The organism is Geodermatophilus sp. YIM 151500 (assembly GCF_025716945.1).
In the GTDB taxonomy this organism is placed as follows: domain Bacteria; phylum Actinomycetota; class Actinomycetes; order Mycobacteriales; family Geodermatophilaceae; genus YIM-151500.
Genome location: NZ_JAOVZT010000001.1, coordinates 278927 through 303697 on the forward strand (window position 1 = coordinate 278927; position 24771 = coordinate 303697).

The 24771-nt window shown below is 74.5% G+C and carries 18 protein-coding genes; 6 read left to right on the forward strand and 12 right to left on the reverse strand.

Annotation, left to right across the window (positions count from 1 at the left end; translation table 11 throughout):
• The first annotated feature begins 6 nt into the window (after positions 1-6).
• Positions 7-2073, forward strand: coding sequence for an SCO7613 C-terminal domain-containing membrane protein (locus tag OF117_RS01285; protein ID WP_263550977.1), 2067 nt, complete (start codon positions 7-9; stop codon positions 2071-2073).
• Positions 2074-2142: 69 nt separating this feature from the next.
• On the opposite strand, the gene OF117_RS01290 is transcribed toward OF117_RS01285, so the two are convergent.
• Positions 2143-5442, reverse strand: a complete 3300-nt coding sequence (locus OF117_RS01290; protein ID WP_263550978.1) for an efflux RND transporter permease subunit — start codon at positions 5440-5442, stop codon at positions 2143-2145.
• Complete coding sequence (locus OF117_RS01295) at positions 5442-9110, reverse strand: efflux RND transporter permease subunit (protein ID WP_263550979.1); 3669 nt, start codon at positions 9108-9110, stop codon at positions 5442-5444. Before OF117_RS01295 ends, OF117_RS01290 begins: the two co-directional genes overlap by 1 nt.
• A 221-nt stretch (positions 9111-9331) precedes the next feature.
• Here OF117_RS01295 and OF117_RS01300 point away from each other — a divergent pair, with 221 nt between their 5' ends.
• The 4 genes from OF117_RS01300 to OF117_RS01315 all read left to right on the forward strand — a co-directional run bounded on the left by OF117_RS01300 (position 9332) and on the right by OF117_RS01315 (position 14568).
• Positions 9332-10624, forward strand: coding sequence for a sensor histidine kinase (locus tag OF117_RS01300; RefSeq protein WP_263550980.1), 1293 nt, complete (start codon positions 9332-9334; stop codon positions 10622-10624).
• A complete protein-coding gene (locus OF117_RS01305) occupies positions 10621-11322 on the forward strand; it encodes a response regulator (protein ID WP_263550981.1) in 702 nt (233 codons plus the stop codon). Before OF117_RS01300 ends, OF117_RS01305 begins: the two co-directional genes overlap by 4 nt.
• A gap of 115 nt (positions 11323-11437) precedes the next feature.
• Positions 11438-13267 (forward strand): SCO7613 C-terminal domain-containing membrane protein, encoded by a 1830-nt coding sequence (locus OF117_RS01310; RefSeq protein ID WP_263550982.1) that lies wholly within the window; start codon positions 11438-11440, stop codon positions 13265-13267.
• A 134-nt stretch (positions 13268-13401) separates the two neighbouring features.
• Positions 13402-14568, forward strand: a complete 1167-nt coding sequence (locus tag OF117_RS01315) for an AI-2E family transporter (RefSeq protein WP_263550983.1) — start codon at positions 13402-13404, stop codon at positions 14566-14568.
• An 11-nt stretch (positions 14569-14579) separates the two neighbouring features.
• Here the strand turns inward: OF117_RS01315 and OF117_RS01320 are convergent, their stop codons facing one another.
• From OF117_RS01320 to OF117_RS01355, 8 genes are read right to left on the reverse strand one after another with little or no spacing between them, the layout of a single operon-like run.
• Positions 14580-14981, reverse strand: coding sequence for a metal-sulfur cluster assembly factor (locus OF117_RS01320; protein ID WP_263550984.1), 402 nt, complete (start codon positions 14979-14981; stop codon positions 14580-14582).
• Positions 14978-15460, reverse strand: a complete 483-nt coding sequence (sufU, locus tag OF117_RS01325) for a Fe-S cluster assembly sulfur transfer protein SufU (RefSeq protein WP_263550985.1) — start codon at positions 15458-15460, stop codon at positions 14978-14980. Before sufU ends, OF117_RS01320 begins: the two co-directional genes overlap by 4 nt.
• Positions 15461-15462: 2 nt before the next feature.
• Positions 15463-16773 carry a cysteine desulfurase gene (locus OF117_RS01330; RefSeq protein ID WP_263550986.1) on the reverse strand — a complete coding sequence of 437 codons (1311 nt, stop codon included), beginning with the start codon at positions 16771-16773 and terminating at the stop codon, positions 15463-15465.
• Positions 16770-17591 (reverse strand): Fe-S cluster assembly ATPase SufC, encoded by an 822-nt coding sequence (gene sufC / locus OF117_RS01335; RefSeq protein WP_263550987.1) that lies wholly within the window; start codon positions 17589-17591, stop codon positions 16770-16772. Before sufC ends, OF117_RS01330 begins: the two co-directional genes overlap by 4 nt.
• Positions 17588-17950 carry a non-heme iron oxygenase ferredoxin subunit gene (locus tag OF117_RS01340; protein WP_263550988.1) on the reverse strand — a complete coding sequence of 121 codons (363 nt, stop codon included), beginning with the start codon at positions 17948-17950 and terminating at the stop codon, positions 17588-17590. The genes sufC and OF117_RS01340 overlap by 4 nt, the downstream gene beginning before the upstream one ends.
• Positions 17951-17952: 2 nt before the next feature.
• Positions 17953-19275, reverse strand: a complete 1323-nt coding sequence (sufD, locus tag OF117_RS01345; protein WP_263550989.1) for a Fe-S cluster assembly protein SufD — start codon at positions 19273-19275, stop codon at positions 17953-17955.
• The gene (sufB, locus tag OF117_RS01350) at positions 19275-20717 is read right to left on the reverse strand and encodes a Fe-S cluster assembly protein SufB (protein WP_263550990.1); all 1443 of its coding nucleotides are present in this window, start codon (positions 20715-20717) and stop codon (positions 19275-19277) included. Before sufB ends, sufD begins: the two co-directional genes overlap by 1 nt.
• A complete protein-coding gene (locus OF117_RS01355) occupies positions 20714-21568 on the reverse strand; it encodes a helix-turn-helix transcriptional regulator (protein ID WP_263550991.1) in 855 nt (284 codons plus the stop codon). The genes sufB and OF117_RS01355 overlap by 4 nt, the downstream gene beginning before the upstream one ends.
• Positions 21569-21691: 123 nt before the next feature.
• On the opposite strand from OF117_RS01355, the gene OF117_RS01360 reads away from it, so the two are divergent.
• Complete coding sequence (locus OF117_RS01360) at positions 21692-22615, forward strand: COX15/CtaA family protein (protein ID WP_263550992.1); 924 nt, start codon at positions 21692-21694, stop codon at positions 22613-22615.
• A 64-nt stretch (positions 22616-22679) separates the two neighbouring features.
• Here the strand turns inward: OF117_RS01360 and OF117_RS01365 are convergent, their stop codons facing one another.
• Positions 22680-23246, reverse strand: coding sequence for a hypothetical protein (locus OF117_RS01365; RefSeq protein WP_263550993.1), 567 nt, complete (start codon positions 23244-23246; stop codon positions 22680-22682).
• A 36-nt stretch (positions 23247-23282) separates the two neighbouring features.
• A complete protein-coding gene (locus OF117_RS01370; protein WP_263550994.1) occupies positions 23283-24620 on the reverse strand; it encodes a Dyp-type peroxidase in 1338 nt (445 codons plus the stop codon).
• Positions 24621-24771: the final 151 nt, after the last annotated feature.

Genomic DNA, 24771 nt, shown 5'->3' on the forward strand with positions numbered 1-24771 from the left:
CGCCCGGTGACCGCCCCCGAGCCGGCGCCGTGCCCCACCTGCGGGCTGCCCGCGGCGGGCCGGGCCGCGCTGGTGGTGGCCCGCATCGGCGCCACCCTCTCCGAGCTGGCGGCCGACCGGGACGCCCTGCTGGCCACCCTGCGCGCGGCGGCCGCGGCGTCGGCCCCGTCGCCACCGCCCGCCCCGGGCCCGCCACCGCCCGCCCCGGGCCAGGCACCGGCAGCACCGCCGGCACGGCCCGGCCCTCCGTCGGTTCCGGCCGCACCGGCCGCCCGGGTCGCGCGACGCCCCCGGCTCAGCCCGCAGCAGGTGCTGGTCGCGCTCGGCGCGCTGCTCGTGGTGGCGGCGGCGGTTGCCTTCGTCGCCGTGGCCTGGACGCGGCTGGGCGTGGCGTTCCAGGCGGCGGTGATGTCGGTCGTCACGGGCCTGGCCTGCGCCGCGTCGGCCTGGACGGCGCGGCGCGGGCTGCGGGCGACCGAGGAGGCGCTCGCCGCGGCCGGGGTCGCGCTGCTCGTCGTCGACCTGACCGCCGCCCGGGCCCTCGGCCTGCTCGGCCTCGACGGGGTGCCGCTGCGGTCCTGGACCGCGGCCACCTGCGCCGCCGTCCTCGCCGCGGGCCTGCTGCTCGGCCGGGTCACGGCGAGCACCGCGACCTGGCCGCTGACCGCGCTGCTCGCCGTCCAGGCGCTGCCGTTCCTGCTGCTGCCGCCGGCCGTCGCGGCCGGCCCGGTGGGCGTGGCCGTCGCGCTGGCGCTCGCCGTGGGCGACGTGCTGGCCGTCCGCCAGCTGCGCCCCCGGCTGCGGCCGGTCGCGCTGGCCCTCGCCGCGGTCCTCGGCGCCGGTGGGGGCACGTGCGGGCTCGCCGTCGCGGGGGCCGCGGACGCCGTGGACTCCTGGTGGGCGACCGCCGTCCTCACCGCGGCCGGCGGCACCGCCGCCGCCCTGACCCGCCTGCCGGTGCCCGCCCGGCTCCCGTCCCCCGCCGCGACGGCACGCCTCGCAGCCGCCGTCCCCGCGCTCGCCCTGGCCCTGTCCCTGCGCACGCTCGGCCCCCCGGGCCCGGTCGTGGCCGGAGCCCTGGGGCTGGCCCTGCTCACCGCTGCCGTGCCGCTGGTCCGGCACCGGCTCGCGGGGTCGGCACTCACGGCCGGGGGTGCGACGCTGGCCGGCACCGGCGTGCTGCTGCTCGTCCCGGGTGCCCGGTTCGCCGAGCTGGCCGCGCTGTCCCTCGCCGCGGTGCTGCCGGCCGTGACCGCCGCGGTCGGGCGGCCGGCGCTGCGCTCGCCCGCCACGGCCGGTGCACTGCTCGCGGCGGCCTCGGCGGTCGCGCTCGCCCGGGCGGCCGGCCTGCTCCAGGCGACGTCCGCCGGCCTGCTGCTCGCCCTGCTCGCCGCGGCCGGGTTCTCGGTCGCCGCGGCTCGTGCCGGCCGGCCCGAGGAGCGGCCCGCCGCGGGCGCCGCCGCCCTCACCGGCCTCGCCGCCGGCGTCCTGACGGCCACCGCCGGCGCGTGGGGGCAGGTGGGCGTGCAGCTGACGATCGCCGGGACCGCCATGGCCGCGTACGCGCTCGCGGCGCGGCACCCGCGGGTGGCCGGGATGGCGGTGGCGCAGCTGGTCGCCGCGGCGTGGATCGCGCTGGCCGGCGCCGCGGTGGGGACGCCGGAGGCCTACTCCGTGCCCGCAGCGCTCGGGCTGCTGATCGTGGCGCTGCCCCGCATCCGCGCCGGGGAGTCGTCCTGGTCGGCCGAGGGCGCGGCGCTCGCGGTCGCCTGCGGGCCCTCGGCGGTGGTCCTGGTGGCCGAGCCGACCGCGCTGCGCCTGGCCCTGGTGGTGGCCGGAGCCGGCGCTATCACCATCGGCGGCAGCCTGCTGCACCGGCAGGCGCCGTTCGTCGTCGGAGCGGCGACGCTGGCCTGGGTGGCGGCCGGGCTCCTCGGACCCGACGTGCTGCTGCTGCCGCGGTGGCTGACCCTCGGCACGGTGGGCCTGCTCCTGCTCGTCGCCGGCGCGACCTACGAGCAGCGGCGCCGGCAGGCCCGGGAGGCGGTCGCCTGGGTGGCGCAGATGCGCTGACCGGAGCCGACGGGCGTGGACCCGGCCGGCCACCGGGCACGGTGGCCGGCCGGGTCCGTCGTCGACCGGTCAGGCGGGAACGGGTTCCCGCGGTGGTGCGTCGGTCCCGCCGCCCGCTGCCGCCTCTCGTTCCCGCCGCGACTTGCCGAAGCGCAGGTACAGCGCCGGGATGACGAAGAGGCTCAGCAGGGTCGAGGTGAACAGGCCACCGAGGATCACCAGCGCCAGCGGGTGCTCGATCTCCTGACCCGGCCGCTCGCCGAAGACGGCCAGCGGCACCAGCGCGAGGCCGGTCGCCAGCGACGTCATCAGGATCGGCGCGAGCCGTTCGCGCGCCGCCCGGAGCACCAGGTCGAACCCGAAGGTCTCCCCCTCCTCGCGCTCCAGGTGCTGGGCGTGGTTGATCAGCAGGATGCCGTTGCGGGCAGCGATGCCGAACACCGTGAAGAAGCCGACGATCGAGCCGATCGACAACACCCCTCCGGAGGCGAAGGCCACCAGCACCCCGCCGATGAGGGCGAGGGGCAGGGTGATGAACGACAGCAGCGCCGGCCGCCAGCTGCCCAGCGACACCTGCAGCAGCAGGAAGATCACCGCGAGGGAGATGGCCCCGGTGGTGAACAGCCGCGCCGTGGCCGCCTGCTGCTCCTCGTAGTCGCCGCGCAGCTCGGCGTGGAAGCCGCGGGGGAAGTCGTACGCGGCGAGCGCGGCCGCCACCTCCTCGCCGACCGAGCCGATGTCGCGGCCCTCGACGTCGGCCAGGATGTCCAGGTGGCGCGACCCGTCCTCGCGCTCGATCGAGTTCGGTGCCGCCACCACCTCGACCGAGGCCACGTCGCTGAGCCGGATCCGCTGCCCGCTGGGCGTGTCGAGCAGCATGTCCTGCACGTCCTGGACGCTGTCCCGGGACTGCGGCTCGGTCCAGACGACGACGTCGTAGGCCCGGCCGCCGCGGAAGATGTCGCCGACCTCCTCGCCGGCGACCATGGTCGCCGCCGCCCGGCGCACGTCGCCGGGCTTCACGCCGTACGAGGCGGCCTTGGCCAGGTCGACCTCGACGTCGATCTGCGGGATGTCGGAGTGCAGGTCCAGGTGCTCGTTGGTGATCCCGTCGATCTCCCCGAGGATGTCCTCGATCGACTGCGCCTGCTCGTTGAGCGTGTGCAGGTCGTTGCCGAACAGCCGCACGATGATCGGCTCGCTGCCGCCGGCGACGACCTCCTTGGTCCGCTCGTCGAGGTAGGTCTTGCGGTCGCGGAACAGGCCCGGGTAGTCGGCGACGACCTCGTCGATCGCGGCCACCGTCTCGTCGTAGTCGACGTGCGGGTCGACGCTGATCCAGTTCTCCCCGAAGTTGATGCCGTAGGGCTCGTCGCCCTGGACGGCCTGACCCAGGTGCGCGCTGAAGTTGCGGATGCCCGGGATGGCCATCAGCTCGCGGCTGGCCGCCAGGGTGATGCGCTGCATCTCCGCCGCCGACGTCCCCGGCTGGGCGACCCAGTGCATGAGGAAGTCGCGCTCCTTGAAGTGCGGCAGCAGCGACTGCCCCAGCGTCGGCACCACCGCGACGGCGAGCGCCAGCAGCAGGCCGGTCCCGGCGTAGACGGGCTTCGGCCGGCGCACCACCCGGGCGAGCAGGTGGGTGTACCCGGCCTGCAGCCGGCGCACCAGCGGCGACTGGCGCCGCTCGATGGGCGCGTTGCGCAGCATGATCAACGCGAGCGCCGGGGTCACGGTCAGCGCGACGACCAGCGAGGCGAGGATCGCCAGGGTGTAGGCCAGCGCCAGCGGCTGGAAGAACGCACCGGTCAGCCCCTGGAGCAGGAAGACCGGGATCGAGGCCGCGACGATGATGAGCGTCGCGTACACGATCGGGCTGCGGACCTCCAGCGAGGCGTCCAGGATCACCTTGGCCGTCGATGCCCCGCTGCCGGACAACCGGTGTTGTCGGAGCCTGCGGACGATGTTCTCGACGTCGATGATCGCGTCGTCGACCAGGGCTCCCAGCGCGATCACCAGCCCGGCCAGCGTCATCGTGTTGATCGTCTGGTCGCGCATGTAGAGCACGAGCAGCGTCGCGGTGATCGACAGCGGGATGGTGAGCAGGCTGATCACCGCCACCCGCCACTCGTAGAGGAACAGCGCCAGGATCAGCACGACGAGCAGGAAGCCCAGCAGCAGCGCCTCGCTGAGGTTGTCGATCGCCGTCTGGATGAAGTTCTCCTGCTGGAACAGCGTCGAGTCGAACTGGATGCTGGGCAGGCTCGGCTCGAGGTCCTTGACGACCTCCTCCACGCCGCGGGTCAGCTCCACCGTGTCGGCCCAGGGCAGCTTCTCGACGATGAGCATCAGCCCGAGGTCGTCGTTGACCGCCCCGTCGCCCATCAGCGGCTGGTGGTCCTCGGTGACCGTGGCGACCTGGTCGAGCCGGACGACGGGCGGGGGCGCCGCCTCGGGGGCGGCCTCGCCCTCCGCGGCCGACTCCTCCGCGGCCGACTCCTCCGCGCCCTCCTCCGGCGCCGCCGCGGCGCCGCCGCCCTCGGCCGCCGCGGGAGCGACCGGGCCGGCCCGCTCGATCGGCACCTGGGCGAGGTCGGCCGGGGTGACGATCGGCAGCACGTTGCGCACGTTCATGCGCTGGTTGGGCGTCTCCATGATGCCGCCGGGCCCGATCAGGGAGCCCTCGTCGAAGAGCAGCAACCCGGAGTCCACGGCCTCGGCCGTCGTCTCCATCACCTGGTTGAGCGTGACGTCGTGCCGCACCATGTCCTCGGGGCGGACCTGGACCTGCAGCATCTGCAGCCGCTCGCCCCAGAGGGTGACGTTGGCGACGCCCGGCACCTGGAGCAGGCGGGCGCGGACGGTCCAGTAGGCGGTCATCGACATCTGGATGAGCGACTCGTCCTTCGACGACATGCCGATCTTGACCGCCCGGCTGGTCGCCGACGCCGGCGCCAGCATCACCGGTGGAGCGGCCCACGTCGGCAGGGTCGCCGTCGCCGCGGTCATCCGCTCCTGGACCAGCTGGCGCGCCGTCAGCAGGTCCACGTCACGGTCGAAGATCAGCTCGACGCTGGAGAGCATCGGCGAGGACTTCGAGCGGAGGACGTCCAGCCCGTCGACCCCGTTGACGGCCTGTTCGAGCGGGACGGTCACCAGCTCCTCGACGTCCGCGGTCGACAGGCCGAGGCAGACGGTCTGGATGATGACGCGCGGCGGCGCGAACTCAGGGAAGACGTCGAGCCGCGAGGAGGGGATGACGATGATGCCGACCGCCATCAGCAGCGCGCCGAGGGCGGCGACCAGGTGGCGGAAGCGCAGGCTGGTCGCGACCGTCCAGCCCATCAGCGTCCGGTGCGAGCTCGCCATCACTCGCCACCGCTGATGCCGGCTTCCACACCCACCAGCTCGGCGGCCGCCACGGTCACGACCGGGGTCCCCGCCGCCGGACCCTCGCTGAGCCGGACGGTGTCGCCCTCGACGGACGCGATGGCGATGGCTTCGCGCTGGTAGACGCCCGGTTCCTGCTCCACGAACGCCCAGGTGCTGCCGTCGGCGTCGTACACGACCGCGGCGTAGGGAACGGTGAGCTGCCCGCCGGCGTCCGACACGGGCGCGGTCTGGAGGCCGAGCCGCAGCACCGACTCCTCGGTCAGGTGCAGCCGTGCGGGACCGCCGTCGGCGGCCTCCTCCACCGTCGCCGCCGCGGCGATGGCCTCCTCCGCGTCCGTGGCCGACGCCGAGGCCTGGCAGCCCGCCAGCCCCAGGCCGGCAGCCACGCACAGTGATGCGATGCCGAACGAGCGGGTGGTCCTCATCGCTGATCCTTCTCCAACCTTGGCGTCGTTCGTGTCGGGTCGTGCGTGCCGGCCGTGGTTCCCGTCCGCCCCGGGTGCGGGGACGGCCGCGACGGGCTCGCCGTCGGGGGTGTCGGGCCCGGTCACCGGGGCCGGGCGCAGCCCGCCGACCGCGGAGAACAGGGACGGGACGAGGAACAGCACCACCACGGTCGAGGTCAGCAGCCCGGCGAAGAGGGCGACCGCGAAGGGCTGCACGAGCTCCAGACCCGCCCCGCCGATGACGGCGGCCGGGAGGAACAGCGCCGCGGTCACCAGCACCGCGACGACGACCGCCGGTGCCTGCTCGCGGCCCGCCGCCGTCAGCGCCGCCGCCGGCGACCGCCCGTCCGCGTGCAGGACCTGGGCCCGGCGCACCAGCACCAGCGACTGGCGGATCGCCAGGGCCACGACCGCGGCGAGCGCGGCGAGCACCCCGGCCGACCAGGCGCCGCCGACGAGGTGACCGGCCAGCAGGGCACCCGACCCGGCCAGCGGCGCCGCCACGAGCAGCGCCGCGGCGCCCTTCCAGCTGTTGGTCGCCGCCTGCATCAGCAGGTAGACGAGCACCGCGGCGGCGCCGACGGCCAGCAGGACGTTGCGCTGGGCGGCCGCCCGGTCGGCGGCGTCCCCCAGCACCTCCGCCCGGTACTCGAACGGGAAGGTCATCTGCCGCAGTTTCTCGGTGGCGTCCGCGGCCACCTCGCCCGCGTCGCGGCCCCGGACCTCGGCGATGACGTCGAGGCTGCGGTGCACGCCGTCGTGCGTGATGACCGTCGGGCTCGGGGTGACGTCGACGGTGGCCACGTCGCCCAGCCGGACGGGCCGGCCGTCGGGCGCGTGCACCGTCAGCCCGGCGAGCGTCTGGATGTCCGAGCGGGTCTGCGGGCCGCCCCAGACGACGACGTCGAAGATGGCCTGCTGCTCGTAGAGGCTCCCCACCGTCAGGCCCGAGATCAGGGTGCTGACCTCGCGCCGGACGTCGCCGGGACGCAGACCCTGCTGCTGCGCGGCCGCGAGGTCCACCTGCACCGAGACCGTGGGCTGGCGGACCAGCGGCTCGACCTCGGGCAGGATCACGCCCTCGACCGTCTTCATGGCCACCGCGACCATCTCGGCGGTCTGCTGGAGCGTGTCGTACTCGGTGCCCGACACGCGCACGACCAGGGAGTCGCCCGTGGAGGCGCTGACCGCGGCGACCCGGTCGTCGGCGTAGGTGCGCACCTCGCTGCGCAGGCCGGGGTAGGCCCGCACGGTGTCGCGGACGGCGGCGAACGTCGCGTCGTAGTCGGCACCCTCGGCGAGCTTCACCCAGATCTCGCCGGCGTCGACGTCGACGATCTCGTCGGCACCGACGGCGCGGCCGACGTGCATGCCGACCGACTCGACCCCGGCCAGGTCGCCGACCTCCGCCGCGGCCAGGCCGGTGACGCGGTCCATCTCGGCGAGCGACGTGCCCGGGGCGGCCTCGAGGCGGACCAGCACGTTGCGGTCCTCGAGCGTCGGCAGCAGCGAGCCGGAGCCGAGCGCGGGCAGGCCCGCGGCGAGGAGCACCGCGAGCACGCCGACCCCGAGGACGGCGGGGACCGCGCGGCCCACGGTGCGGCCGGCGGTCCGGTCGTACCCGCGGTGCACCAGCCGGTCGAACCGCGTCCGGTGCGGGACCGCCGCCTCCTCCGTGGTGAGCAGCACGGCCAGCACCGGGGTGACGACCAGCGCCACCAGGAAGGAGGCGAGCGCCGCGAGCCCGAAGACCAGCAGCGCCGGCCGGACGAACGCACCGGCGGGGTCGCGGACGAACAGCAGCGGGACGAGGGCGACGGCGGTGATGACGGTCGCGTAGACCAGCGGGCTGCGGCGCCCGGTCACCGCGGCGCTGATCCATGCGATCACGGTCGACCGCCCGGCGTCCTGGTGCTCGCGGGCCCGGACGCGGAAGGCCCCCGCATCGCCGACCACGTCGTCGACGACCAGCACCGTGACGGCCGCCAGGCCGAGCAGCGTCATGGTCGTCAACGGCTGCTCGGCCAGCCGCAGCACGTACAGCGCGGTCACCAGGGACGTCGCGACCGCGCCGAAGGTGATCAGCGCCGTCCGCCACGACCAGGTGAGCAGGCCGACGGCGGCCAGCATGAGCACCAGACCGACCAGCGCGGCGATGCCGAGCCGGTCGGTGGCCGAGTCGACGTACCCGGCCGGCCGGTAGACGTCGGTGTCCAGGGTGATGCCGGACAGGCCCGCGGACATGGCCTGGAGCGCGGCCTCGACGTCGGCGGTGACCTGCGCGACGTCGGCATCGGGGAACCGCTCGACCACCAGCATCAGGCTGCGGTCGCCCTCCTGGGCGGCGTCACCGATGAGCGGCTGGTGGTCCTCGATCACCTCGGCGACGTCACCGAGCCGCTTCGGCTGGCCCTGGACGCCCTCGATGGCCACGGCGGCGAGCTGCTCGGACGTGGTGATCGGGGAGACGTGCTGGACGCCGATGCGCTGGTTCGGGGTCTCGACGAACCCGCCGGTGCCCGGGGTGGAGGCCTCGACGAAGCTGAGCGGCGACACCCACAGCGCGTTGCCCGTGGTCTTGATGAGCTGGGTGAGCGTCACGTCGTTCTGCTGCAGCCGCTCCGGGTCGACGTGCACCTGCAGCTGCCGCTCGCGCTGACCCCAGATCGAGACCTGCGCGACGCCCGGGATGGCCATGAGCCGCGGCCGCATCTGCCAGCGGGCCAGCACCGACATGTCGATCATGGACACCTCGTCGGAGCGCATGGCGACCATGGCCACGCGGCTGGTCGCCGACGTCGGCTGCACCATCGTCGGCGGGGTGCCCACGTTGGGCAGGGCGTGCGCCTGCGCCATGCGCTCCTGCACCATCTGGCGGGCCAGCCAGAGGTTGGTGCCCTCCTCGAAGGTGAGGTCGATCGCGGACAGCCCCGGCATGGACTGCGACTGGATCGTCTCCAGCCACGGGATGCCGTTGAGCAGGTCCTGCTCCAGCGGGGCGGTGATGAGCTCCTCGACCTCCTCGGCGGACAGGCCCAGCGCCTCGGTCTGGATCTGCACCGCGGACGGCTTGAACTCGGGGTAGACGTCGAGGGGCGCGTCGTCGAGCTGCACGACGCCCAGCGCCAGGACGGCGACCACGGCGGCCACGACGAGCCGTCGCATCCGCACCGCCGAGTCGATCAACCAGGTCACCATCGGGCTCTCCCGTCCGCGGCCGAGCACTGCAGGCTGGGACCGTCCGGGCGCCCCCCGCTCGTCATGCGAACGGGTCGATTCCATGTGATCCCGGGGCGGACCGTATTGACCGGAGCCGCAGGTCGCGTCAGTCTTCGGGTCGCCCGAGCAGCGCCTTTGGGTCGTGCGATGCGGCACCACCGGGGGAGGTCCGCCTCCCCCGCGAGGCGGAGGGAGGGACTGTGGCCGAGCGCCACGCGCCCGAAGCCGAGCCCGCGCACGTGACCGAGGGGCACCGGACCGGCGGTTCCCTGGGCGGCATCCCGAGGACGCTCCCCGGCCCGGCGACGGCCCGGACGTCGGACGAGCGGGAACGGCTCGCCCGGGACGTCCGGCTGGCCGTCGGGGTGCTCGTGCTGCTCGTCGTCGGCTCGGGTGTCTCCCTCGAGGACGACCTCGACGTGGAGCTGACCGGCGTCGTCGTCCGGGAGCAGGTCCTCGGGCCCGGCGGCCTCCTGCTGCTGGCCGGCTCCCTGCCGCTGGCCGTGCGCCGCGCCGCGCCGATCCCCGTGCTGGCGCTGGTCGCGGCCGCCTCGCTGGCGCACGCCGCCCTCGGCTACCACCCGGCCCCGCTGCCGCTGAACGTGCTCATCGCCCTGTACACGGTGGCCGTGCAGCAGCGCAACCCGCTGGTCGGCGGCGGCTGCGCCGCGGCCTACGTCCTGGCGCTGGTGGTCGGTGCGCTGGCGGGGTGGGCACCGCTGACCGACGACGCGTTCTACATCGACTTCGTCTCGGTGGTCGCGACGGTGACTATCGGCTACGGCGTCGCGCTCGGGCGGGCGCGCGTCCGCATGGCCGAGCAGCGGGCCACCGACGTCGCCCGCGAGCAGGAGACCCGCACCCGCACCGCGGTGGCGCAGGAGCAGGCGCGCATCGCGCGCGAGGTGCACGACATCGTCGCCCACGACGTCAGCGTCATGGTCGCCCAGGCCGGCGCCGCCCGGCGCGTCTTCAGCAGCCAGCCGAAGGCCGCCGAGCAGGCGCTCGCCTCCATCGAGAGCGTCGGCCGCGACGCGCTCGACGGGCTGCGCCGACTGGTCGGCCTGCTCCGCACCGACCGCGAACCCGACGAGCACACCCCGCAGCCGAGCATCGAACGGCTGCCGTACCTGCTCGCCCAGGTCCAGCGCGCCGGGTTGCCGGTCGACCTGACCATCCGGGGCCGGCCCGGACCGCTCCCGGCCACCGTGGAGCTGCACGCCTACCGCATCGTGCAGGAGGCGCTGACCAACACGCTCAAGCACGCGGGGCCGACCCGGGCCTCGGTCGTGCTCACCTACGAGGACACGGCGCTGGAGGTCGAGGTGTGCGACGAGGGTCGCGGCGCGACGGGGGCGCCGTCGGCCGGGTACGGGCTGATCGGCATGCAGCAACGGGTCGGCATGCTCGGCGGCGAGCTGTCCTCCGGATCGATCGACGGGCACGGCTTCCGGGTGGCCGCCCGGCTGCCGGTGCCGGGAGCGGTGCGATGACCACCCGGGTGCTCATCGCCGACGACACCCCGCTCATGCGCAGCGCGATGCGCATGTGCCTGGACGCCGAACCGGACATCACCGTGGTGGGTGAGGCCGCCGACGGCCTGGAGTGCCTGCGCCTGGTCGAGCAGCGGCAGCCGGACGTCGTCGTCATGGACGTCCGGATGCCGATCCTCGACGGCATCGAGACGACCCGGCGGCTCACCGCGCGGCCCGACGGTCACCCGGTCGCCGTCCTGGTCATGACCGTCTTCGACGTCGACGAGAACATCATCGAGGCGCTGCGGGCCGGCGCCCGCGGCTTCCTGGTCAAGGACGCGCCGCCGGACGAGCTGGTGCGCGCGGTCCGGCTGCTCGCCGCCGGCGAGGCGATCCTCTCGCCGTCCATCACCCGGCGGCTGCTGGACCTCCGGGGCCGGACGCTGCCGCCCATCCCGACGCAGGCGCGGAACGCGGCGCTCGCCTCGATCACCGCGCGCGAGCTGACCGTGCTCACGCTGCTCGCACGCGGCCTGTCCAACAACCAGATCGCGACGGAGATGGACCTGGCGCCGAGCAGCGTGAAGACCCACGTCGGGCACCTGCTCGCCAAGCTCGGGCTCACCGACCGGGTCCAGCTGACCGTGTTCGCCTACGAGAACGAACTGGTCCGGCCGGGCTCCCCGCACGACCCGCCACCCTCGCACGGCCCCTGACCCGACGGCCGCGCACCGGGCGGTCGCGGCCCCGCGACCGGAGGTGCTGACCGGCGGCCGGCCGACCGGCGCCCTACGGTGAGGACCGGCCTCGGGGGACGGGAGGGAGGCGGCGATGGGCGCTGCGCCGCCGTCGACGACCGTGCCACCGTTGCCCTTCCGCAGCCGGCCGCCCCACGTCCTGCTCGCGGTCGGCGCCGTCCTGCTCGTCACCGCCGTCTCCACCCTGGCGTCCGCGCACGGAGGGCCGTGGGCGCGGTGGGTGCTGTTCGCCGCCGCGGTCGCCGTGGCCGGTGTGTCGCTGGGCGTCGCCCGCGCCCGCCTGCGCGGCTCGGCCGAGACGCTCGCCGCCAGCGCGGCCGGCCTGGCCCTCGCCGCCACCGCGGCCGGTGGCCCCCTCCTCGACGGGACGCCCGTGACCCCGCTGGTCATGGCCGGTGCCTTCCTCGCGCTGCACCTCCTCGCGCCCGCGATCACCACCTGGCCGCTGGCCTCGTGGGCCGCCGTCCAGGTCGGTGTGCTCCGGTTGCTCGACCGGGTGCCCCCGGCCGTGCACGCGGAGGCCTACCTGGGCGTGGCACTGCTCGGGCTCGGCGTCGCCCTCGGCGCGCGGCGGTCGGTCGCCCGGGTCGCGCTGGTGACCACCGCACCCTGGTGGCTGGTCGGCGTGCCCGCCGGTGTGGTCGACGTGTGGACGGGGACGTCGGGCGGCCGGTGGGCCACCGCGGCGCTCGTGGTCGCCGCCGGGGTCGCGCTGGTCCCCGCCCGGCTGCGCCCCGCGCTCGTGCCGCTGCTGGGGCCGCGGCGGGCCGCACCCCTGGTGGCCGGGATCGTCTCCGCCGCCGCGGTCACGGGTGCCCTGGCCGCGAACGGCACCTGGGCCCTCGTCGCCGCGGGGTGGGCCGGCGTCGCGGCGGCGAGCGCGGCGGACGTGCTCCTGCGCGGCCGGCCGCGGGGGGTACTCCTGCCCGCCGCACTCGCCGGGGGCGGCACCGTGACCGCCCTGTGCCTCGTGCAGCTGGTCCAGGACCGGTCCTGGGGTGCGCTGAGCCTGCTGCTGCTCCTCGTCGCGCTGCCCCCGGCCGCCGTCAGCCTGCTCCGGCCCGCGGACCGGCATGCCACCGTGCCGATCTCGGTGTGGTGCCTGTCCGGGTCGGTCCTGCTCGCCCTGCCCGCCGACGTGCTGGCACCGGAGCCGGCCGGGGTGTGCCTCGCCGGGATCTACGCCGGTGCCCTGGCCCTCGGATCCGGGGTCGCCGCCGACGTCCGGCGCCCGACGGCGCGGGCGGCCGCGCTGACCGGCGCGGCCGCGATCGGGCTCACCGCGGTGACCGGCGAGCGCGGCACCCTGCTGGCGGTCCTGCTGCTGCAGGGCGCGGCCACCCTCGGCTGGGCGGTGCGCACGCGACGGCGGACCGGGACCGACGTGGTCACGGCCCCGCCCGGCGACCCCGTCGCCACGGACATCTCCCGTGGGTGGGAGGTGGGGGCGGCGCACCTGGTCGCCGCGGGGTGGACGGCGGCCGCGCTGCTCGACCTGCGCCTGCTGGAGGCGTGGACGCTCCCGCTCGCCGCCGGGCTGCTGGTTGCCGCCGGACCGCGGCTCGTGCGCGCTGCGTCGTGGCCGGCCTGGGGACCGGGGCTCGGGGTGGCCCTCGCACCGTCGACGGCGTGGGCCGTGCTGGCACCGGACGGCCGGCGGGCGGTGTGGGTGCTCGCGCTCGCCCTGCTGGCGCTCCTCGGCGGTGCGCGGAAGGCGGTGCTCGCCCCGCTGGTCCTCGGCGCGATCACCCCCGTCGTCCTGGTGCTCGGCCTGGCGGTGCCGGCCCTGCCGTGGCCCCTGGCCGCCGCCCTGGTGGCCGGGCTCGCGCTGCTGGTGGTGGGCACCCTCCGCGAATGGCGGCCGGTGGCCGGCTTCCGCCTCCGCCTCGCCCAGCTGCGCTGACCGGCCCCGCCGCGCCCGCGGCGCCGGGACGACGCCGCGCCCGCGGCGCCGGGACGACGCGTCGGTCCCCCCTCGTGGTCACCGCGCCGGGATCGCCGGGTGCTCGACCCCCGCGGCGGGGAGATGCTTGCCGCATGCCCGACCAGCTGGTGCCGCCGACCGCGGGGCGCGCGGAGGCGGAGACGGAGGCGGGGGCGCCCCGCCGGCTACCGCCGTGGTTCCGGCGCGCCGTCGTCTTCGTGCTGGTCGCGGTCGCGGTGTACCAGGCCGTCGTGTGGGCGTTCCTGAGCCTTCGGGGCTTCCTCGGCCTGCTCTTCCTCGCCTGGCTCTTCGCCGTCAGCATCGAGCCCGTCGTCGACCGGTTGGCCCGCCGCGGTCTGCGCCGGGGGGCGGCGACGGGGCTCGTGCTGCTCGCGCTGGTCCTGCTCACCGCCGGGTTCGTCGCCGCCTTCGGCACCCTGCTCGTCGCCCAGCTCGTCGACCTCGTCGCCGCGCTGCCGGACGTCGTCCGCACCGTCGTCGCCGACGTCAACCTCAGGTTCGGCACCGACCTGGCCCCCGGCGGCGTCGCCGAGGCGCTGAGCCTGACGCCCGAGCGCCTCCAGGACCTCGTCGGCCGGCTCGCGCCGGGCGTCGTCGGGGTGGTGACGTCCGTCGTCGGGGTCGTCTTCCAGTTCTTCACGTTCCTGCTGTTCGGGTTCTACATGTCCGCGCAGGGGCCGGCGCTGCGGAGCACGGTCTCCCGCCGGTTCCCGCCCCGGCAGCAGCAGGTCATCGCCACGGTGTGGCGGATCGCGGTGGACAAGACCGGCGGCTACGTCCTGTCCCGGCTGGTGCTCGCGGTGATCGCCTCGGTCGTCACGGGCATCGCGCTCTGGGTCCTGGACGTGCCGTTCTGGCTGCCGCTCGCGCTCTGGACGGGGCTGGTGTCGCAGTTCGTCCCGACCATCGGCACGTACCTGGCGATCGTCCTGCCGGCGCTGGTCGCCCTCGCCGGCGACCCCCTCGACGCGCTGTGGGTGGTGGTCGTCGGCACCGTCTACCAGCAGGTCGAGAACTACCTCGTGGCACCCCGGGTGACTGCCCGCACGGTGGCCATCCACCCGGCGGTCGCCTTCGGCGCGGTCATCGTCGGCACCGCCCTGTTCGGCCCGCTCGGCGCGCTGGTCTCCATCCCGGTCGTGGCCGCCGTCGAGGCGGTCGTCGACACCTACGGCCACCGCTACGAGCTGGTGGAGGCGGCCGACGGCGAGGCGGCGGACCAGGAGCCGGACGGCACCTCGGCGGCGACCGCTCGGTAGCCGACGGCGAGCTACACGCGGAAGCCCAGGGCGCGCAGCTGCTCGCGGCCGTCGTCGGTGATCTTGTCCGGGCCCCACGGCGGCATCCAGACCCAGTTGATCCGGAAGTCGTCGACCAGACCGGGCCCGGGGCCGCCGGTGAGCGCCTGGCGGGTCTGGTCCTCGATGACATCGGTCAGCGGGCAGGCCGCCGAGGTCAGCGTCATGTCGATGACCGCGACGTTGTCCTCGTCGACGTCGATGCCGTAGACCAGGCCGAGGTCGACGACGTTGATCCCCAGTTCGGGGTCGACGACGTCGCGCATGGCCTCCTCGACGTCCTCGACGAGCGCCGACTTGTAGGCCGGCAGCTCCGCCGGGGTGCTCGCGGCCGCGGTGTTCTCGGTCGCGGCGTTCTCGGTCGTCCCGCTCATGAGTCGTTCCCTCCGGTCGGGGTGGTCGGGTGGGCGGCCGACAGGGCCCGGGCGGACGCGTCCTTCAGCGCCATCCAGCTCATCAGCGCGCACTTGACCCGCGCGGGGTACTTCGACACGCCGGCGAAGGCGACGGCGTCCTCGAGGCTGTCCTCCAGCTTGTCGGCGACGGCCGGGTCACCCTTGGACTGCATGAGGGTCATGAAGTCCTCCCCGGTGGCCAGCGCCTCCGTCACCGTGCGGCCGACCACCAGGTCGTGCATGGCCGACACGGAGGCCTGGCTGATCGAGCAGCCCATGCCCTCGTAGGAGACGTCGGCGATCGACCCGCCGTCGAGACGGACCCGCAGGGTCACCTCGTCGCCGCAGGTCGGGTTGACGTGGTGCACCTCGGCGTCGAACGGCTCGCGCAGCCCGCGCCCGTGCGGGTTGCGGTAGTGGTCCAGGATGATCTCCTGGTACATCGACTCCAGCTGCACGGTCAGCCCACCCCGAAGAACTTCTGCGCGTGCCGCACGCCCTCGACCAGGGCGTCGACGTCGTCGTACCCGTTGTGCACGTAGAAGGTCGCGCGGGTGGTGGCCGGCACGCCGTAGCGCCGGACCACCGGCCACGCGCAGTGGTGCCCCACCCGGACGGCGATGCCGAGGTCGTCGAGCACCTGGCCCACGTCGTGCGGGTGGATCCCCTCCACGGTGAACGACACCGCTCCCCCGCGGGCCACCGTGTCGGGCGGGCCGATCACGGCCACCCCCGGGACGGCGGACAACCGCTCCAGCGCGTAGGCGGTGAGCGCCTTCTCGTGCGCCTCGACCTCGCGCATCCCGAGCCGCTCGAGGTAGTCGACGGCGGCGGCCAGGCCCACGGCCTGCGCGGCCATCGGCACGCCGGCCTCGAAGCGCTGGGGCGGGGCGGCGAAGGTGCTGCCCTCCATCCGCACCACCTCGATCATCGAGCCGCCGGTGAGGAACGGCGGCAGCGCGTCGAGCACCTCGTACCGCCCCCACAGCACGCCGATGCCCGACGGGCCGAGCATCTTGTGGCCGGAGAACACCAGGAAGTCGGCGCCCATCGCGGCGACGTCGGCCCGCTGGTGCGGCACCGACTGCGCGCCGTCGACCAGCACCAGCGCGCCGACCTCGCGCGCCCGGGCGACGATCGGGCCCATCGGGTTGATCGTGCCGAGCAGGTTCGACTGCTGGGTGACCGCCACGAGCCTGGTGCGCTCGTTGACGACGGTGCCCAGGTCGGAGAGGTCGAGCCGGCCGTCGTCGGTGAGCCCGAGCCAGCGCAGCGTCGCGCCGGTGCGCTCGCACAGCTGCTGCCAGGGCACCAGGTTGGCGTGGTGCTCCATCTCGGTCACCACGATCTCGTCACCCTGCCCGACGGCGTACCGGCGGAAGGCAGCCTCCTTCGCCGTGCCCGCGTTGCTCAAGGCGTAGGCCACCAGGTTGATGCCCTCGGTGGTGCTGCGGGTGAAGACGACCTCGCGTTCGTCGTCGGTGCCGAGGAAGCGCGCGACGGTCCGCCGCGCCTCCTCGTAACGGTCGGTGGCCTCCTCGGCGAGCTGGTGCGCGCCGCGGTGCACGGCGGCGTTGTGCTGCTCGTAGAAGGCCCGCTCGGCGTCGAGCACCTGCCGTGGCTTCTGCGCGGTGGCGCCGGAGTCGAGGTAGACCAGCCGCTTCCCGCCGCGCACGGTGCGCGACAGGATCGGGAAGTCCGCCCGGATCGCCTCGACGTCCAGCGGCAGCGCCTCCTGCGCCCCCTCGGGACGCGAGACGGTGGCGGTCATGCCTTCGCGACCTCCGTCGAACCCTTGACGTAGCGGGCGTAGCCCTCGCTCTCCAGCTTCTCCGCCAGCTCCGGGCCGCCCTCCTCGACGATCCGGCCGTTGACGAAGACGTGCACGAAGTCGGGCGTGATGTAGCGCAGGATCCGCGTGTAGTGCGTGATCAGCAGGACGCCCACGTCGCCGTCCTCGCGGGTGCGGTTCACGCCCTCGGCGACCACCCGCAGCGCGTCGACGTCGAGGCCGGAGTCGGTCTCGTCGAGGACGGCGATGCGCGGCTTGAGCAGCCGCATCTGCAGGATCTCGTGGCGCTTCTTCTCGCCGCCGGAGAAGCCCTCGTTCACGTTGCGCTCGGCGAAGGCCTGGTCCATCTCCAGCGCCTGCATCTCGGTCCTGACGTCCTTGACCCAGGTGCGCAGCTTGGGCGCCTCGCCTCTGACGGCGGTCGCGGCGGTGCGCAGGAAGTTGGAGACCGAGACGCCGGGCACCTCGACGGGGTACTGCATGGCGAGGAAGAGGCCGGCGCGGGCGCGCTCGTCGACGGTCATCCCGAGCACGTCCTCGCCGTCGAGGGTGACCGTGCCGCCGGTGATCGTGTACTTGGGGTGACCGGCGATCGAGTAGGCCAGCGTCGACTTGCCCGACCCGTTCGGGCCCATGATCGCGTGCGTCTCACCGGCGCGGACGGTCAGGTCGACGCCGCGCAGGATCTCCTTGGCGTCCTCCCCCTCCCCCACGGTGACGTGCAGGCCGCGGATCTCCAGCACCGAGCCGGTGCCGGACGCGGCCGCGCCGGGGGTGGTCTGGGTCTCGACGGTCATCTCGCTCCTCGGTTCGGGGTGGCGCCCGCGGCGACGTCGACGTACACGTCGTCGCCCTCCACGCGGACGGGGTAGACGGGCACCGGCTCGGTCGCCGGCAGGTTGGTCGGCTCGCCGCTGGTCAGGTCGAAGCACGACCCGTGCAGCCAGCACTCGATGGTCGGTGCGCCCTTGAACTCCTCGACGTCGCCCTCGGAGAGCGGCACCTCGGCGTGCGAGCACACGTCGGAGATGGCGAAGACCTCGCCCTCGAACCGGACGACGGCGATCGCCCCGGGGCCGGCGGCGTCGTCGAGCTCGATGCGCAGCGAGCCGGGCTCCTTGACGTCGGTCAGGGAGCAGACGCGGGTGAAGGGCACGGTCAGGCCACCCCCACCGGCTGCTCGACGGGCTGCTCGGACAGCGCGGGCAGGGCACCGAGCCGCGCCTCGACGGACGCCATCAGCCGGTCCTGCAGCTCCGGGATGCCGACGTGCTGGACGACGTCGGCGAAGAAGCCGCGGACGACCAGACGCCGGGCGGTCTCGGCGTCGATGCCCCGCGAGCACAGGTAGAACAGCTGCTCGTCGTCGAACCGACCGGTGGCGCTGGCGTGGCCGGCACCGACGATCTCGCCGGTCTCGATCTCCAGGTTCGGCACCGAGTCGGCGCGGGCGCCGTCGGTGAGCACCAGGTTGCGGTTGAGCTCGTAGGTGTCGGTGCCGGTGGCCTGCGGCCGGATGCGGACGTCGCCGATCCAGACCGTGCGGGCCTGCTCGCCCTGCAGCGCGCCCTTGTACATCACGTTGCTGCGGCAGTTGGGCACCGCGTGGTCGACCCAGAGGCGGTGCTCCTGGTGCTGCGTCTCGTCGGCGAAGTAGACGCCGAACAGCTCGGCGTCCCCACCCGGGCCGCTGAACTGCACGTTGCTGACCAGCCGCACCAGATCGCCGCCGAGGGTGACCACGACCTGGCGGAAGCGGGCGTCGCGGCCGACGACGGCGTCGAACTGGCCGCCGTGCAGGGCGCCCGGCGCCCAGTCCTGCACCGTGACCAGGTCCACCTGCGCGCCGTCGCCGACCAGCACCGCGACGCCACCGGCGTAGCGGGCCAGGCCGGAGTGGTCGAGCACGACCGTGGCTCGGGCGAACGCGCCGACCTCGACCACCAGCTGGCCCCACACGACGTCGTCCGAGCCGGTGCCGGACAGGCCCAGCGTCACGGGTCGGTCGAGCACCGCCTCGGCGGGCACCCGGACGACGGCGGCACCGCCGCTGCGCCGGCGGGCCAGCGCGGCGAGCCGGTCGGCCGGCTCGGGCAGACCCTTGAGCAGCGGGTCGTCGGCCTCGACGCTGGTGAGCTCCACGCCCCCGGGCAGGTCGGTCGTCCAGGCCAGGTGGGCGTCCGACGGCGCGCCGTCCAGGAGCGGGCGGATCCGGCGCATGGGCGTGAACCGCCAGGTCTCCTCCCGGCCGGTAGGCACGCCGAAGGCGTCCGGGTCCAGCGAGGTGAACCGCTCGGCCGGCGAGCCGGTCGGCGCGGGGCCACCGTGGCTGTGCGCGCCGGCGGGCGCCTGCCCGGCGGTGCCGGTGCCGGCCGCGGGCGTGGTCGGCGGCCCGGCCTGGGCGCCGACCCCCTCGGCGAACAGCTCGCCGGCCATGGTGGGGGTGTCGGTCGTGAGACCGGTCGCGTTCGGGTCGGTCATCAGCCGACGGCACCTTCCATCTGCAACTCGATCAGGCGGTTCAGCTCGAGGGCGTACTCCATGGGCAGCTCGCGGGCGATCGGCTCGACGAACCCGCGCACCACCATGGCCATGGCCTCGTCCTCGGACAGGCCGCGGCTCATCAGGTAGAAGAGCTGGTCCTCGCTGACCCGCGACACGGTGGCCTCGTGACCCATCGCGACGTCGTCCTCGCGGACGTCCACGTAGGGGTAGGTGTCCGACCGGCTGATCGTGTCGACCAGCAGCGCGTCGCACTTCACCGTCGACTTCGAGCCGGCCGCGCCCTCGTCGATCTGCACCAGGCCGCGGTACGACGTCCGGCCGCCGCCGCGGGCCACCGACTTGCTGACGATGGTCGAGGACGTGTTCGGCGCGGCGTGCACCATCTTGGCACCGGCGTCCTGGTGCTGGCCCTCGCCGGCGAAGGCGATGGACAGCACCTCGCCCTTGGCGTGCTCGCCGGTCATCCACACCGACGGGTACTTCATCGTGACCTTGGAGCCGAGGTTGCCGTCGATCCACTCCATGGTCGCGCCCTCGTGGGCGACCGCCCGCTTGGTGACCAGGTTGTAGACGTTGTTCGACCAGTTCTGGATGGTCGTGTACCGGCAGCGGGCGTTCTTCTTCACGATGATCTCGACGACCGCCGAGTGGAGCGAGTCCGACTTGTAGATCGGCGCGGTGCAGCCCTCGACGTAGTGCACGTAGGCGCCCTCGTCGACGATGATCAGCGTCCGCTCGAACTGGCCCATGTTCTCGGTGTTGATCCGGAAGTAGGCCTGCAGCGGGATCTCGACGTGCACGCCCGGCGGCACGTAGATGAACGAGCCACCCGACCACACCGCGGTGTTCAGCGCGGCGAACTTGTTGTCGCCGGACGGGATGACCGAGCCGAAGTACTCCTTGAAGAGGTCCTCGTGCTCCTTCAGGCCCGTGTCGGTGTCGAGGAAGATGACACCCTGCTCCTCGAGGTCCTCGCGGATCTTGTGGTAGACGACCTCGGACTCGTACTGGGCGGCCACGCCGGCGATCAGCCGCTGCTTCTCGGCCTCCGGGATGCCCAGCTTGTCGTAGGTGTTCTTGATGTCCGCGGGCAGCTCGTCCCAGCTCGCGGCCTGCTTCTCCGTGGAGCGGACGAAGTACTTGATGTTCTGGAAGTCGATGCCGGACAGGTCCGACCCCCAGTCGGGCATGGGCTTGCGGTCGAACAGCTTCAGCGCCTTGAGCCGGCGCTCGAGCATCCACTCCGGCTCGTCCTTGCGCCGCGAGATGTCCCGGACGACGTCCTCGTCGAGGCCGCGGCGCGCCGAGGCGCCGGCGACGTCGGCGTCGGCCCAGCCGTACTGGTAGCGGCCGAGCGCCTCGATCTGCTCGTCCTGCGTCAGCGGCGTGCCGGTCACCGGCTGCTGGGTGCTGGTCATGCGGGCGTCCTCTCCCGGTCTCCTGGGGTGCTGCTGGTGCTGGTGGACGGTGCGGTGCGCGCCGGGAGGCGCGCTGCCCGCTCACCGAGTACAGGTCGTGCCGTCGTCGTTCTGTTCCCGCCGCCCGGGTGGTCCGGGCCACCGGCCGGCGCGGAGGTGCTTCGGTGCACCGGCCCCGGGATGTGCGTCGTGCACACCCCGTCACCGTGGGCGATGGTGGCCAGGCGCTGCACGTGCGTACCCACGAGCCGGCCGATCACCGCGGTCTCGACCTCGCACAGCTGCGGGAACTCGGCGGCCACGTGCGCCACCGGGCAGTGGTGCTGGCAGAGCTGCCCGCCGCCGGAGATCGCCGAGGCCGTGGCAGCGTAGCCCTCCGCCGTCAGCGCCCCCGCCAGTGCCTGCGCCCGGTCGACCGGGGCCCCGCCGCGGCTGGTGGCGCGGGCGACGGCGGTGGAGCAGCGCTCCTCCAGGCCGGCGAGCTGCCGCTCGGCGACGGCCCGGACGGCGTCCGGTCCCCCCGTCTCCGCCACGTGGCGCAGCGCGGTGAGCGCGAGGTCGTCGTAGGCGTGCGGAAAGGCCTCGCGCCCCGCGTCGGTGAGGTGGAACCGCCGGGCCGGGCGGCCCCGGCCGCGGTGCGCCTCGCGCGTCAGCCGCTCGTCGACCCGGCCGGTGGACACCAGCGCGTCGAGGTGCCGCCGGACGGCGGCCGGCGAGACCCCCAGCCGGGCGGCGAGCTCGGTGGCGGTCTGCGGCCCGTGCTCGAGGAGCAGGCCCGTCACGCGGTCGCGCGTGCGCCGGTCGTCGGCGGTCACCGACGGCCGGGCGGCGTGCTCCACGGATGATTCCACAACACGAGTGTGCGCTATTTCCGGCGGCCTGCAAGCAAGGCGAGCCTTACCCGGCTCCGGGCCCGCCGGACCGGTGACCTGCGGCGTCGCCGCCGCGGAGGGGGCACCGCCTAGCATCGGGCCGTGCCGGTCCTGCCCACCGCCTCCCCCGCCGCCGTCTCGCGGCTGGCGCTGGCCAACCTCGTCGCGAACGGACTGATCGTGGTGACCGGCGGCGCCGTCCGGCTGACCGGCTCCGGGCTCGGGTGCCCGACCTGGCCGCGGTGCACCGAGGAGAGCTTCGTCGCGACCCCGGAACTGGCGTCGCACGGCGCCATCGAGTTCGGCAACCGGCTGCTCACCTTCGTGCTCGCGGCGGTCGCGGTGGCCACGCTCGTCGCCGTCGTCCGGTCGCCGCGGCGCGACCTCCGCCCGCTGGCCGTGCTGACCTTCCTCGGCATCCCCGCCCAGGCGCTGCTCGGCGGCGTCACGGTGCTGACCGGGCTGAACCCGTGGACCGTCGCCGCCCACTTCCTCGTGTCGATGGTGCTGGTGGCGCTGGCCACGGCGCTCTGGCAGCGCTCGCGGGAGCCGGGCGGTCGGCCGACGCGGGCCGGCCGTCCGGTGGCGCTGCTGGTCACCGGCATCGCCACGGTCACCGCCGCCGTCCTGGTGCTGGGCACCGTCGTGACCGGCAGCGGGCCGCACGGCGGCGACCCGGAGGCCGGCCGCACCGGCTTCGATCCGCGGCTGGTCAGCCAACTGCACGCCGACGCCGTCTTCCTGCTCCTCGGCCTGACCGTCGCCCTGCTGGTCACGGTGCACGCGACCGGTGCGCCGGGCCGGATCCGCCGAGCCGCCCGGGACCTGCTCGCCGTGCAGCTCGCACAGGGCCTCGTCGGCTACGTGCAGTACTTCACCGACCTGCCGATCGTGCTGGTGCTGCTGCACATGCTGGGCGCCGTGCTGGTCACCGCGCTCACCGCCCGGCTCGGGGAGTCGCTGCGCGGCCCGGCCTCCGGGGTGCCGCTCGCCCCCGCCGCACCGGCGGCGGCCGCCGGACGCTGACCCGCCGGCCGGCGCTGCCGTGACCTGGCCGACCGCCGGGCCGAGCGCCGGACTGCAGGGGCGATCAGTCCGCCGCCTCGTCGAGCAGCGGCTTGAGGGCGGGATGCTGGAGGGCCTCGGCCGCTCGGGGGTCGTCGAGGACCCGTTCGAAGGCCTCCCTGATGCGCCGGCCCTTCTCGACCTGCGCGAGCGTCAGGTCCGGGATGGCCCGGTAGAAGCCGGTCGCCGGGACCTGTGCCGCCTGCAGGGAGCGCTTGACCGCTGCGGCGTCCCGGAAGGCTTCCGGGGACGAGGAGTACTCGACCGTGTGCCGGAGCCAGTCCTGCCAGTTCTCGATGCCGATGATGGCCACCGCGTCGTCGATGTAGGGGTCCCAGTCGGTGTCGAAGGAGGTGATCCAGAGCAGACGCGTGTCGTCCTCGAAGACGGCGTGCCGCATGTCGACGATGCCGATCTTCACGACCTCCTGCCACGGTGCCCTGCGGACCCGCTCGTGGAAGCGGACCAGGCCGGCCCGCAACTCGTCAGCTTCACCGGGCTTCACGGTCAAGAACGCCGTGACCTCCGACACGACGCCGTGCCGGGCTCCCCGTCCCGACTTGACGGTCGTGGTGCAGGTGGACTGGGTCATGTCGCTCCTCCTCCTGTGTGTTCTCCGGAACGTCGGTCAGCCCTCGAGGTCCGCCAGCCAGCGCAGGGCGGTGAGCGACGGCGCGAAGCAGTACTCGCCGCCGCGGGTGCTGACGAACTGCGGGAGATCGGTGAGTCGCCGGCGGATCGGGCGGGCCGGGATCGTGAAGACGCCGGGACCGTCGTGCGACCCGACCAGCGGATCCCGCTCCTCGGGTGCGCCGAACGCGCGGCCGTCGCCGACCCACTGGGCCTGCACGAACTCGAACTGGCGAGCGATGTGCGCGCCGATGAACACGAAGCACAGGCCGCGCTCGGCGCCGTCGTCCTCGAGGACGCCGTCGGGCAGCGGCGGGCCGTAGCTCGTCCCCCTCCGGATCATGCGGTGCAGCCGCACCTCGCCGGTGACGACGGCGTCGCGGGGGTTCATCCGCCGGACGTGCGAACCGACCGGGCAGCGCAGACCCCGCTCGTCCTCACGGCGGTAGAGGTAGTCGTTGTTGCGCGTGGGGTCGGCACCCAGCGCCGGGTCGTCCCGCTCGGGGGCGAGCACGAGGGGGGCGCCGCTCCGCCAGCGGCCGACGAGCTTCGCGGCGAGGCGCTCCTCGTCCTCCGCGCTCGCCGAGTGGTCCCGCAGGTAGCGGCGGAACCCGGCGACGTCCTGGTGCAGCTTGCGGAACACCACGTAGGTGCCGTTGCGGCCGAGCGCCTCCGGCTGCGGGACCGGGGCGCGGTCGCCGGTCTCGTCCACGTACCCGGTGACGAACTCGCCCGCCTCGAGCGGCCGCTCCTGCGGGTTGCTGCCCGGGATGCCGCTGCCCTCGACGGCCGGGTGGCTGATGCCGTCGCGGAAGCCGAACGCCTCCCGCTCTGTCGGCAGTGCGTAGCAGTCCTGCCGCCAGATCAGCCGGACGCCCGGCAGCCTGCCGTAGGCCGCACGCGCCTCCTCCAGCAAGACGTCGAGCCGCTCGGCGTCCTTGGCGATGACGGCCAGTGCGACGTGCACGTCGGCGGTCCCGAGGGGCCACTCCCAGTGCTCCGGTGACTGGACACCCACGTCGCCGAGGACGCCGGCTCGCGCTGCCATGCCCGCCCGGAACTCCGGCGGGAAGGTGGCCAGCGACTCCGCCGGCACGCCGAGGGCCGCCAGGCCGCGGTGGGAGAGCGCCACGTTGAACCAGGAACCGCTGTCCGCGGACCACGTGGCCGCCGGGGCGATGCGCTCGGCGAGCCGGCGCAGCATCTCGCGGCCGTCGCGCCGGTCGTCGATGCGCAGGAGGAGGTACGTGCCGACGTACGGCGACGGCCGGGGGTTCAGGATCCCGCCCTGGACGTCGGCCAGGTCCAGCGGCGTGGTGGTCGTCGTCGTGGTCATCTGGCCCCCTCGGTCGGCACCCTTGGCTCTCGCGGTCGCCAGGGTCCGCAGCGACGCTGCCGCGGCGCTGCCAGCTGAGGCCGGATCGCTGCCACCGCGCACTCCCGACGCCGTCCGTCCCGTCCCCGGCGTGGCAGCGGCGTGGCCGTGG